The organism is Saccharopolyspora cebuensis, from assembly GCF_039542665.1.
Lineage (GTDB): Bacteria > Actinomycetota > Actinomycetes > Mycobacteriales > Pseudonocardiaceae > Saccharopolyspora > Saccharopolyspora cebuensis.
Map to the genome: position 1 here is coordinate 216,040 of NZ_BAABII010000010.1, position 11,624 is coordinate 227,663.

9 protein-coding genes are annotated in these 11,624 nt (G+C 72.3%); 8 read left to right on the forward strand and 1 reads right to left on the reverse strand.

Annotation, left to right across the window (positions count from 1 at the left end):
* Window positions 1–59: 59 nt before the first annotated feature.
* The 6 genes from ABD976_RS15480 to ABD976_RS15505 all read left to right on the forward strand — a co-directional run bounded on the left by ABD976_RS15480 (window position 60) and on the right by ABD976_RS15505 (window position 7,474).
* Window positions 60–1,010 (forward strand): 1-phosphofructokinase family hexose kinase, encoded by a 951-nt coding sequence (locus ABD976_RS15480; protein ID WP_345363624.1) that lies wholly within the window; start codon window positions 60–62, stop codon window positions 1,008–1,010.
* Entirely contained in the window at window positions 988–1,848 is an 861-nt protein-coding gene (locus ABD976_RS15485) for a class II fructose-bisphosphate aldolase (protein WP_345363626.1), read from the forward strand. Before ABD976_RS15480 ends, ABD976_RS15485 begins: the two co-directional genes overlap by 23 nt.
* 37 nt (window positions 1,849–1,885) lie before the next feature.
* The gene (locus tag ABD976_RS15490) at window positions 1,886–3,304 is read left to right on the forward strand and encodes a sugar porter family MFS transporter (RefSeq protein WP_345363628.1); all 1,419 of its coding nucleotides are present in this window, start codon (window positions 1,886–1,888) and stop codon (window positions 3,302–3,304) included.
* A complete protein-coding gene (lacZ, locus tag ABD976_RS15495; protein WP_345363630.1) occupies window positions 3,301–6,546 on the forward strand; it encodes a beta-galactosidase, LacZ type in 3,246 nt (1,081 codons plus the stop codon). The genes ABD976_RS15490 and lacZ overlap by 4 nt, the downstream gene beginning before the upstream one ends.
* A gap of 83 nt (window positions 6,547–6,629) precedes the next feature.
* On the forward strand, window positions 6,630–6,992 hold the full coding sequence (locus ABD976_RS15500; RefSeq protein WP_345363633.1) for an ArsR/SmtB family transcription factor: 363 nt from the start codon (window positions 6,630–6,632) through the stop codon (window positions 6,990–6,992).
* Window positions 6,989–7,474, forward strand: coding sequence for an SRPBCC family protein (locus ABD976_RS15505; RefSeq protein ID WP_369774631.1), 486 nt, complete (start codon window positions 6,989–6,991; stop codon window positions 7,472–7,474). Before ABD976_RS15500 ends, ABD976_RS15505 begins: the two co-directional genes overlap by 4 nt.
* 37 nt (window positions 7,475–7,511) lie before the next feature.
* Here ABD976_RS15505 and ABD976_RS15510 read toward each other — a convergent pair whose 3' ends face one another.
* Window positions 7,512–8,135: a TetR/AcrR family transcriptional regulator gene (locus ABD976_RS15510; protein ID WP_345363635.1), complete on the reverse strand. Its 624-nt coding sequence runs from the start codon at window positions 8,133–8,135 to the stop codon at window positions 7,512–7,514.
* Window positions 8,136–8,264: 129 nt separating this feature from the next.
* Here ABD976_RS15510 and ABD976_RS15515 point away from each other — a divergent pair, with 129 nt between their 5' ends.
* Both ABD976_RS15515 and ABD976_RS15520 read left to right on the forward strand, forming a co-directional pair.
* Complete coding sequence (locus ABD976_RS15515) at window positions 8,265–10,124, forward strand: alkyl/aryl-sulfatase (protein ID WP_345363637.1); 1,860 nt, start codon at window positions 8,265–8,267, stop codon at window positions 10,122–10,124.
* Between the two features lie 47 nt (window positions 10,125–10,171).
* Complete coding sequence (locus ABD976_RS15520; RefSeq protein WP_345363639.1) at window positions 10,172–11,464, forward strand: aspartate aminotransferase family protein; 1,293 nt, start codon at window positions 10,172–10,174, stop codon at window positions 11,462–11,464.
* Window positions 11,465–11,624: the final 160 nt, after the last annotated feature.

Below are 11,624 nucleotides of genomic sequence, written 5' to 3' on the forward strand. Positions count from 1 at the left end.
CTCCGCCGCATTCCGAAAAGAACCCTAGGACGAGCCCGGCGAGGTGGGGAGGTGCTCTCGTGATCACCACGGTGACGGCGAACCTCGCCCTGGACGTGACCTACCGCCTCGACCGGCTGACGCCGGACCGCGTCCACCGCGCTCGGTCGGTGCGCCAGCGGGCGGGCGGCAAGGGCGTCAACGTGGCCCGCGTGCTGCGGCGGCTCGGGTACGAGACCCGGGTCGTCGGGCTGGTCGGCGGTGCCACCGGCGAGGCGATCCGGGCGGACCTCGACGCGGCCGGGCTGCCCCACGAGCTCGTGGAGATCGGCGGGGAATCGCGCCGCACGGTGGCGCTGGTGTCCGACGACGGGCAGGCCACGCTGATCAACGAACCGGGGCCGGGCGTCGCCGACCGGGAATGGGCCGAGCTGGGCGAGGTCGTGCGCCGGGTGGGCGGCCGGTCCGCGGCGGTGGTCTTCGCGGGCAGCCTGCCCCCCGGCGTCGCCGACGACGGGTACGCGCGGCTCATCGCGAGGGTCGGCGCCCGCGGCGTGCCGACCGTGCTGGACACCTCCGGTGCCGCGCTGCGCCGAGGCGTGGCCGCCCGGCCCGACGTCGTCAAGCCGAACGCCGAGGAGCTCGCCGAGCTCACCGGCGCGGTGGGTCCGCGCGAAGGCGCGCGGGTGCTCCGGGACCTCGGTGCCGGTAGCGCGGTGGTCTCCCTGGGCGGCGCGGGGCTGCTGGCCGTGACGGACGCGGGGAGCTGGCGCGCCGAGCCGTCCCGGCAGGTGTCCGGCAATCCGACCGGGGCGGGGGATGCCGTCGTCGCGGCCCTCGCGGGCGGGCTCGTCACCCGGGCGCCGTGGCCGGACCGGCTGCGCGAGGCGGTTGCCGCCTCCGCCGCCGCGGTGGCCGCTCCCGTCGCCGGTGACCTCGATGAACAGCACTACCACCGCGAACGCGGCGCGGCGCGGGTGCGCGCCCTGGCGGGACAGGAGGAGTCGCATGGCACTGGTTCCCACGGGTGAGCTCGTCGCCGAGGCGCGTGCCGCGGGGCGGTGCTGCCCGGCGTTCAACGTGATCCAGCTGGAGCACGCCACCGCCATCGTCGCCGCCGCCGAAGAGCTGGACCAGCCGGTCGTGCTGCAGGTGAGCCACAACGCGGTGCGCTACCACGGCGCCCTGGAACCGCTCGGGGCCGCGATGCTGGCCGCCGCCGGGGCGGCGCGCACCCCGGTCGGGGTGCACCTCGACCACGCGGAGACCTTCGAGCTGGTGGCGCGGGCGGTCGCGCTCGGCTTCCCCTCGGTCATGTTCGACGCCTCCGCGCTGGAGCACCGCGACAACGTGCGGGCGACCGCGCGGACGGCGCGGTACTGCCACGACAACGGGGTCTGGGTGGAAGCCGAACTCGGCCGGATCGGTGGCAAGGACGGGGTGCACGCGCCGGGGGCGCGCACGGATCCCGCCGAGGCGGCGGAGTTCGTGCGCGACACCGGGGTCGACGCCCTCGCCGTGGCGGTGGGCACCTCCCACGCCATGCGCACCCGCGACGCGGACCTGGACTTCGGCCTGGTCGAACGGTTGCGCGCCGCCCTGGACGTCCCGCTGGTGCTGCACGGGTCCTCCGGCGTCGCCGACGCCGACCTGCGCACGGCGGTGCGGGCCGGGCTGACGAAGATCAACATCGCCACCCGGCTCAACGAGGAATTCACCGCAGCGGTGCGGCGATCCCTGGCCGACCACCCCGACGGCGTCGACCCCCGCCGCTACCTCGGCGCGGGGCGCGAGGCGATCACCCGGGAGACCGCACGGCTGCTGGCAGCGCTCAACGGCGCGGGGGAACCGGCCACCACCGCGCCGTGAGCGTCCGCATCACCGACGTGCGAGAGGAAGCGGATCCATGTCCGGACACACCTCCACCGGTCGTGCCACTTCGTCGACGGGCTGGAAGATCGCCGTCGCGGCGGCCACGCTCGGTGTCGTCTACGGCTACGACATCGGCAACATCTCCGGTGCGCTGCTGTTCATCACCGAGGAGATGGAACTCTCCCCGCTGCTGCAGGGCAGCGTCACCACGGTCCTGGTGGCCGGCAACATCGTCGGCGCCCTGATCGCGGGCAAGCTGGCCACGGTCATCGGCCGCCAGAAGTCGTTGGTGCTGGTCGTGCTGGGGTACGCCGTGTTCTCCGTGTGGTCGAGCCTGACCACCGACGTCCTCTGGCTCGACATCTCCCGGTTCTTCCTCGGCGTCAGCATCGGGCTGTCGCTGGTGGTGACCCCGATCTACCTGGCCGAGTCGGCGCCGACGGCCATCCGCGGTGCCCTGGTGGTCGGCTACCAGGTCGCCACCGTGAGCGGCATCCTGCTGGCCTACCTCGTGGACTGGGCCCTGGCCGACTCCGGCAACTGGCGGCTCATGCTGGGCCTGTCGGCCGTGCCGTCGGTGCTGATCCTGTTCCTGGTCGTCCGGTTGCCCGACACGCCCCGCTGGTACCTGATGCGGGGACGCCGGGAGGAAGCGCGGGCCACGCTGCGGCTCGTCGACCCGGCTGCCGACGCGGACCGCAAGCTCGCCGAGATCAGCGCCGACATGGCCGCCGAGCGGGGCGGCAACCTCGCCGAGATGTTCCGCAAGCCGTACTCGATCGCCACGATGTTCGTCCTGGCCATGGGATTCCTCGTGCAGATCACCGGGATCAACGCGATCACCTACTACAGCCCGATCATCTTCCAGGAGATGGGCTTCGAGGGCTACGCGGCCATCCTCGGCCTGCCCGCCGTCGTGCAGGCGGCGGCGCTGGTGGCCACGGTCGGGTCGCTGATCGCGGTGGACCGGCTCGGCCGCCGGCCGCTGCTGCTCGGCGGCATCACCACGATGATGCTCGCCAGCGCCATGATGATCGCGGTGTTCGCCACCGGGTCGCTCGGCGGCTCCTTCTGGGGCTTCGTGGCGATCCTGCTGTTCACGGCCGGGTTCAACTTCGGGTTCGGTTCGATGGTGTGGGTGTTCGCCTCGGAGAGCTTCCCCGCCCGGTTGCGCTCCTTCGGCGCCTCGCTGCTGCTGGCGTCCAACCTGGTCGCGAACCTGATCGTCGCCCAGCTCTTCCTCCCGCTGATGGAGGGCATCGGGGGCGCGGCGACCTTCGCGATCTTCCTCGCGCTGGCGGCGTTCTCGTGGTTGTTCGTCCTCCGGTTCGCGCCGGAGACCAAGGGCCGTTCGCTGGAGAGCATCAGCACCTACTGGGAGAACGGAGCCCGCTGGCCGAGCCGGTCCACAGCGGACAGCGGCCGGGACGAGTTCCGGAGGGAGACATCATGACCGGGGGTTTCACGCGACGGGGCTTCCTGCGCGCCGGTGGCCTGGGCCTGGGTGGCCTGGGTCTGGGCGCCCTGGCGGGCTGGCAGGCCTTCGCCGACCAGAAGGCGGCCTTCGCGGCGGAGTTCGGGAAGGAGTGGAACGCCGCCCCGGAGATCTTCGAGATCAACCGCGAACCCGCCCGCGCGCCGCTGACGCCCTACGCCGACCCGGCAGCCGCGTTGCGGGGCGAGCGGTCCGCCTCGCCGTACTTCCGCTCGCTGGACGGGCGGTGGCGGTTCCGCTGGTCCCCCGATCCCGACGCGCGGCCCGCGGACTTCTACCGCGAGGACGTCGACGTCAGCGGGTGGGACACCATCGAGGTCCCCTCGAACTGGGAACTGCAGGGCTACGGGCACCCGATCTACCTGAACCAGAAGTACCCGTGGGTCGGTTACGAGCAGCCGGAGGTCCCGCGGGCCCCGACCCGGGTCAACCCCGTCGGTTCGTACCGCCGCGACTTCGAGCTGCCCGACGGGTGGCGCGGCAGGCGCGTGCTGATGTCGTTCCAGGGCGTGAAGTCGGCGTTCTACGTCTGGGTCAACGGGCGCAAGGTGGGCTACAGCGAGGACAGCTTCACCGCCGCGGACTTCGACATCACCGAGCACGTGCGCCCCGGCGCGAACACCGTGGCCGTCGAGGTCTACCAGTGGTCGGACGGGAGCTGGCTGGAGTGCCAGGACATGATCGACCTCTCGGGGATCTTCCGCGAGGTCTTCCTGTACGCCACGCCGGAGCTGCACCTGCGCGACGTCCGGCTGCGCACCGATCTCGACGCGGAGTACCGCGACGCCGTGCTGGGCCTGCGGATCGCGGTGTCCAACGCGGCGGGGCGGCCGTCGGGGCCGCACGCGGTCGAAGCGATGCTGCACGACGCCGACGACCGGCCCGTGTGGTCCCGCCCGGTCACGATGGCCGTCGACGTCGGCGCCGGCCAGGAGGTCTCCGTCGAGGAGGAGGTGCCCGTCGCCGACCCGCTCAAGTGGTCGGCCGAGGCGCCGAACCTGTACACCCTCGTGCTGTCGCTGGTCGACGGGACCGGGTCGGTCCTCGAGGCCGAGCGCGTCCGGGTGGGTTTCCGCGCGGTCGAGATCCGGGACGCCCGGTTCCTCGTCAACGGCGAGCCGGTGCTGCTCAAGGGCACCAACCGGTGCGAGACCGACCCCGACCGGGGGCAGGCCCTCGACGAGGCGCGCATGGTCCAGGACATCACCCTGATGAAGCGCTTCAACATCAACGCGGTGCGCACCTCGCACTACCCGAACCACCCCCGCTGGCTGGAGCTGTGCGACGAGTACGGGCTCTACGTGATGGACGAGGCCAACCTGGAAACCCACGGCCTGGCCACCAGCCGGAACTTCCCCGGCGAGCACCCGGAGTGGCGGGCGGCGTGCGTGGACCGGATGCGCGCCATGGTCGAGCGGGACAAGAACCACCCCTCGGTCGTCCTGTGGTCGCTGGGCAACGAGGCGGGGTCCGGCGAGAACTTCCGGGCCATGACGGAATGGACCCACGAGCACGACCCGACGCGCCCGGTGCACTACTACGCGCTGGACTACACCACGGGCGAGATCGACAACCACCTCGTCGACGTGTACGGCGTCCAGTGCTACGGCGGCCCCGAGCAGATCGACACCTACGCCCCGAAGGCCGCGGCGCAGGGCCAGCCGTTCGTGGTCACCGAGTACGCGCACGCCATGGGCAACAGCCAGGGCGGCTTCGCGGCCTACTGGCGGACGCTGGCCGAGCACCCCAACGCCCAGATCGCGTTCATCTGGGACTGGGTGGACCAGACCGTGCGGTGGCCCATCCCGGGCTCGTCGGGGACCTACCTGTCCTACGGCGGCGACTGGCAGGAGGGCTACCCCAACGACGACAACTTCTGCGCCGACGGGCTCGTCTCCGGCGACCGGGAGTGCGAGCCGGAGCTGTGGGAGGTCAAGAAGGTCCACCAGAACGTCCAGGTGATCGCCGACGACCTGCGCCGCGGGCGGCTGGAGGTCGTCAACGGCCACTTCTTCACCGACCTGAACACCTTCGAGGCGCGGTGGGAGGTGGCGGAGAACGGCGTCGTGGTCCAGCGGGGCGTGCTGCCGCGCCTGGAGGTGCCACCCGGTCGGCGGCAGGTCGTCGACGTGCCGTTCCGGGAACCCGAACCCGCTCCGGGCGCCGAGCACCACCTCACCGTGACGTTCGCGCTCGCGGAGGCGACGCGGTGGGCCCCGGCCGGGCACGTCGTGGCCGCCGAGCAGTTCGCCCTGCCCCGGTCGGGCCCGCGGCCGGTCGTGCCAGGCCCGGAAGTTCCAGGGCCGAAAATTCCAGGGCCGCCGCTGCGGGTCGACGAGACGGCCGAGCGGGCGCGGATCAGCGGGGCGGGACTGCGCATCGACTTCGACAAGGTCCGCGGCACGATCGCCTCGTACCGGTACCGGGGGACCGAACTGTTCCGCGACGGCCCCGTGCCGCACTTCTGGCGAGCGCCCACCGACAACGACAAGGGCAGCGGGTACGCCGCGGAGCTCACCACGTGGCGCGACGCCGCCGCGAACCGGCGGGTCGAGTCCGCGACGATCACGCGCACCGAGGACGGGCGGGTGCGCGTCGACGTCCGCGCCGCCCTGCCGACGGCACCGAGCCCGTCGCGGCACGACATGGCGTTCACCGTCGCCCCGGACGGTTCCGTCGAAGTGCTCGCCACGCTCGCTCCGGGGCCCGGGGTCGCCGACCTCCCGCTGGTCGGCACCCGGATGACCGTGGCCGACGGCCTGGAGGACCTGTCGTGGTACGGGCGCGGGCCGCACGAGAACTACTGGGACCGCAAGGACAGCGCGTTCGTCGGCCGGTACCGGAGCACCGTCGACGACCGGTTCGTGCCGTACGTGCAGTGCCAGGAGACCGGCAACCTCACCGACGTGCGCTGGGTGCGGCTCACCGGCGCGGCGGACGTCGGGCTCGAAGCCGAGGCCGACGGGCTCATGGAGGTCAGCGCCCTGCACGTCACGACCGAGGACCTGGAGGCCTGCCGGCACCCGTACGAGCTGACCCGGGTGGCCACGAGGTTGCAGCTCAACCACCGCCAGATGGGTGTCGGGGACAACAGCTTCGTCTCCTCCGGACGGCCTCGCGAGCAGTACCGGTTGCCCGCGGACCGGCCCTATTCCCACGCCTACGTGCTGCGTCCCCGCGGGCGGCGGCCCGGGAGCTGACCCGTCAGCTTCTCAACCACTCGGTTGACGAATGCCGGTCGGCGTCCTACCGTCGTAATCAACCGAGGAGTTGAGGAAGACTGGTGGACGAGGACGCGGAACGGCTCGACCGGGCGTTCGCGGCACTGGCCGACCGGACCCGGCGCGACCTGGTGGCCCGGCTGGCCGGGGCGGACGCGACCGTGGGCGAGCTGGCGGAGCCGTACGACATGAGCCTGCAAGCGGTCTCCAAGCACGTGAAGGTGCTGGCGGAGGCCGGACTGGTGACCCGCAGCAAGGACGCCCAGCGCCGGCCGGTCCACCTGGACGCCGAGGTGTTCGACCTGATGGCGAAGTGGATCGAGCGCTACCGCGGGGAGGTCGAGGAGCGCTACCAGCGCCTCGATGCTCTGCTGGACCGGATGGTCGACGACGAGGACGGCACGCGAGCGGAGGACGCATCATGACGACCCAGCACGAGACCGAGATCGTGGCGGACGAGAAGCTGCCGACCATCCGGATCATCCGGGAGTTCGACGCGGCTCCCGAACGGGTGTTCCGGGCCCACGTCGACCCCGAGCTCTACGCGCGGTGGATCGGGCCGCGCTCGCTGAGCACCAGGATCACCAGGTGGGAAGCCCGCACGGGGGGCGCGTGGGCCTTCGCCAACGACCGCGACGGCGAGGAGATCGCCTCCTTCTACGGCAGCTTCCACGAGGTGCGACCGCACGAGCGGATCGTGTGGACCTTCACCTACGAAGGCGAACCCGACGGGGTCGCGCTGGAGACGCTGACCTTCGAGGAGCTCGCGGGCGGGCGCACCCGGCTGCAGGTGCTGAGCGTGGTGCCGGATTTCGAGGCCCGCGACGGAATGCTGGCCAGCGGCATGGACGTCGGCGTCAAGGAGGGCTTCGACAAGCTCGACGAGCTGCTCGCCGAGGACGTCTGAGCGGACTCCGGCACCCCGGTCACCGGGGCCGCCCGCGCTACCCGGTGACCGGGGCGGTGAGCAGCCCTTCGGCGGCGTCGGCGAGCTCGGCCACCCACGGTCCGGGGTGCTCGCCGCCGCCCGGTTCCGCGGCGCGCTCGTGGTCGGCGATGGTGTGCAGCACGAGGTGTTCGAGCATGCGCAGGCGCGCCCGCACGGTCGGCTCCGGCAGGTGCGACAGGCAGCGGCGGAAGCCGCTCCACACCAGCCGCAGGCTTTCGGCGGTTTCCCAGTCGAAGGACGTCCGGTAGCGCGGATCGGCGGAGAACTGCGCCAGGAAGCGGGCGTAGTAGCTCTCGGGTCCGGTGACGCTTTCGGCGAGCGGGACCAGGAAGGCTTCGATCAGCGGCCGGAGTTCGCCGCCGCGCCCGTCGACGCGCATCGTGGCGAGGTGGCGCATGCGCCGCTCGTTGATCGTGCTCATGCGGTGGTCGAAGATGGCTTCGATCAGCGCCGCCTTGTCGCCGAAGTGGTACTGGGCGGCGGAGGTGTTGCGCTGACCCGCGGCGGCGCCGATCTCGCGCAGCGACACCTCGCGGATGCCCTGCAGGGCGAAGAGCCGCTCGGCGGCGATGATCAGCTGCTCGCGCGTGCCGGGTTCCCGTCGGGTCCTGCCGTCCATGTCGCGCCTCGGCTCCGGTCCTGCCCATCGCCGACGATGGGGCTTGTGGGTTTAATTCAAGAACCATACTGTGTAAATCAAAGGCATTACAGGTGACCGGACAATGGCGTGATCCGGGAGGTAACCCGCATGTCCGCGAATTCCGAGCCGATCCGGGATGATTCCGCCGAGGCGCGCGATGCCGTTCGGGGCCGCCTCGGGCGGGCCGAGCCCACGATCGTCCGCAACGCCGACGGACGCGTGGTGTGGGACAACGAGCGGTGGTCGTTCCTGGAGCAGGAGTGCCCGGAGACCGCGAACCCGAGCTTGTGGCGGCAGAGCCGGCTCAACGCGGTGGACGGGCTCTTCGAGGTGGTGCCGGGTGTCTACCAGGTCCGCGGGTTCGACATCTCCAACATGACCCTGGTGGAAGGGCAGCGGGGGGTCGTGGTCGTCGATCCGCTGATCAGCGAGGAGTGCGCCGCCGCCGGTCTGGCGCTCTACCGCGAGCACCGCGGGGAGCGGCCGGTGACCGGGGTCGTCTACACCCACAGCCACACCGACCACTTCGGCGGGGTGGGCGGGGTGGTGGACGCCGCCGAGGTCGCCGCGGGCGGGATCCCGGTGATCGCGCCGGCGGGCTTCATGGAGCACGCGGTCAGCGAGAACGTCGTCGCCGGGCCGGCGATGCTGGCCCGGGCGCGCTACATGTACGGGCGCCACCTGGCGGCGGGGCCGGAGGGCGCGATCGGTTTCGGTCTCGGCCAGGCGACCTCGACCGGTCGGGTCGGGCTGATCGCGCCGACCGAGGTGGTCGAGCGGACCGGTGCGGAGCTGGTGGTCGACGGGGTCCGGATGGTCTTCCAGCTCACCCCCGGGACCGAGGCCCCGAGCGAGATGAACTTCCTGCTGCCGGACCCGCGGGTGCTGCTGGTGGCCGAGAACGCCAGCCACACCTTGCACAACGTGCTGACGTTGCGCGGCGCCGAGGTCCGGGACGCGCGGGCGTGGGCCGACTACCTGACCGAGACCCTCCAGCTCTTCGCCGACCGGGCGGAGGTGCTGGTGGGGTCGCACCACTGGCCGACCTGGGGTCGTGCGGAGCTGACCAGGTTCCTGTCCGAGCAGCGCGACGCCTACGCCTACCTGCACGACCAGACGGTGCGGTTGATGAACCGCGGCCTGACCGGTGCGGAGATCGCCGAGGAGCTGCGGGAGTTCCCGCCGTCGCTGGCCGCGCGGCACGTGGGCGGCTACTACGGCTCGCTGAGCCACAACAGCAAGGCCGTCTACCAGCGCTACATGGGGTGGTTCGACGGCAACCCGGCCCACCTGTGGCAGCTCCCGCCCGCGGAGTCGGCGCAGCGGTACGTGGACTTCATGGGAGGTGCGGACCGGGTGGTGGCGAAGGCCGAGGACTCCTTCGAGGCCGGTGACCTGAGGTGGGTCGCGGAGGTGCTCGGCCACGTGCTGTTCGCCGAACCCGACCACGCCGGGGCCAGGCGGTTGCAGGCCGCGACCTTCGAGCGGCTCGGGTACGGGTCGGAGAACGGGACCTGGCGCAACTTCTACCTCTCCGGTGCGTGGGAGCTGCGCCGGCCCGCCGAGGAGCGGCGCACCACCACGGGCGGGGTCAACCAGGCGATGGTCCCGGCGTTGTCCACCCGGCAGCTGTTCCAGACCTGGGCGGTGCGCCTGGACGGGCCCGCCGCCGCCGCGCACCGCGTGCTGCTGCGCTGGGAGTTCACCGAGCCGGCGGAGGTGTGGACGCTGCTGCTGGCCAACGGCGTGCTCACGCCGATGCGCGGGGAGGCCGTCGGCGGGGAGCGGCCGGACGCGGTGCTGCGGCTCGACCGCGCGGCGTTCGACCGGGTCCTGTCCGGAGGGACGACCTTCCCGGATGCGATCGCGGCCGGCGAGGTGACCGTCGAGGGTGACGCCGCGGCGCTGACCACGCTGCTCGGGCTGCTGGAGGACCCCGCGCGGGCCTTCCCCATCGCACTGCCCTGAGGGACCGGCGGTGGACGCGCGGCGGTGTCCGTTCGTAGCGTCGGGGCATGCTGGACGACACCGCCCCCGAACGCCGCCTGGTCCGCTACTCCGGACGCGGCGCCTTCAGCCCCGGGATCATCGACCGCGCCGAGGGCAGCACCGTGTTCACCGAGGACGGACGCGAGCTCCTGGACTTCACCTCCGGGCAGATGAGCGCGATCCTCGGCCACTCGCACCCGGAGATCGTCGCGACCGTCCGGGCGCAGATCGACAGGCTCGACCACCTCTACAGCGGCATGCTGAGCCGCCCGGTCCTCGACCTGGCGCGGCGGCTGGCGGGGACGATGCCGGAACCGCTGGAGAAGTCGCTGTTCCTGACCACCGGCGCCGAGGCGAACGAGGCCGCGCTGCGGATGGCCAAGCTCGTCACCGGTCGGCACGAGGTCGTCTCGTTCGCCCGGTCCTGGCACGGGATGACCCAGGCCGCCGCGAGCGCCACCTACAGCGCCGGGCGGGTCGGGTACGGGCCCGCCGCACCCGGCAACTTCGCCCTGCCGGTCCCGGACCGGTTCCGGCCCGACATCGTCGACGCCGACGGGAACCTGGACTGGCGCCGCCAGCTCGACCTCGGCTTCGACCTGATCGACGCGCAGTCGGTCGGCAGCCTCGCGGCCTGCCTGGTCGAGCCCGTGCTGAGCTCCGGCGGTGTCGTCGACCTCCCGCCGGGCTACCTGGCCGCGCTGCGGGACAAGTGCCACGAGCGCGGGATGCTGCTGATCCTGGACGAGGCCCAGACCGGGCTGTGCCGCACCGGGGACTGGTACGCGTTCGAGCGCGACGGCGTCGTCCCGGACATCCTCACCCTGTCCAAGACCCTCGGTGCCGGTCTGCCCCTCGCCGCCGTGGTGACCAGTGCCGAGATCGAGCGGGAAGCCCACGACCGCGGGTTCCTGTTCTTCACCACGCACGTCAACGACCCGCTGCCCGCCGCCGTCGGCGGCACCGTGCTGGACGTGCTGGCCCGCGACCGCCTCGACGTGCGCGCCCGCGAGCTCGGCGAGCGGCTGCGGGGCGGGCTCGGCGAACTCGCCGGGCGGCACCCGGCGATCGGCGACGTCCGCGGTCGCGGACTGCTGGTCGGCCTGGAACTGGTCGACGGTCCGGGCGGCGACGCCGACAAGCTCGGTGCCGCCGTCACCGGGCGCTGCGCCGAGCTCGGGCTGCACATGAACATCGTGCAGCTGCCCGGCATGGGCGGGACGTTCCGCATCGCTCCGCCGCTGACCGCGACCGAGGCGGAGATCGACCGCGGGCTGGAGATCCTCGACACCGCGCTGACCGACGTGGCGGACCGGTAGCACCGGTGCGTCGGCGAGGCGCGGTCGCGCCCCGCCGACGGGTCCGGTCGCCTCAGGACCGCTTTCAGAATGATGTGCGTGGCGGTGCGGGTGGCGGAACCTCAGCGGTCCCCTCGCTCCGGGAGCCGTTCCTGATGTTCCAACGACGTACACGGCGTCA

Coding starts and splice junctions, on each gene's coding strand:
- ABD976_RS15520 (WP_345363639.1), top strand. CDS start 10,172: ATGCTGGACGACACCGCCCCCGAACGCCGCCTGGTCCGCTACTCCGGA.
- ABD976_RS15485 (WP_345363626.1), top strand. CDS start 988: ATGGCACTGGTTCCCACGGGTGAGCTCGTCGCCGAGGCGCGTGCCGCG.
- ABD976_RS15515 (WP_345363637.1), top strand. CDS start 8,265: ATGTCCGCGAATTCCGAGCCGATCCGGGATGATTCCGCCGAGGCGCGC.
- lacZ (WP_345363630.1), top strand. CDS start 3,301: ATGACCGGGGGTTTCACGCGACGGGGCTTCCTGCGCGCCGGTGGCCTG.
- ABD976_RS15510 (WP_345363635.1), bottom strand. CDS start 8,135: ATGGACGGCAGGACCCGACGGGAACCCGGCACGCGCGAGCAGCTGATC.
- ABD976_RS15490 (WP_345363628.1), top strand. CDS start 1,886: ATGTCCGGACACACCTCCACCGGTCGTGCCACTTCGTCGACGGGCTGG.
- ABD976_RS15505 (WP_369774631.1), top strand. CDS start 6,989: ATGACGACCCAGCACGAGACCGAGATCGTGGCGGACGAGAAGCTGCCG.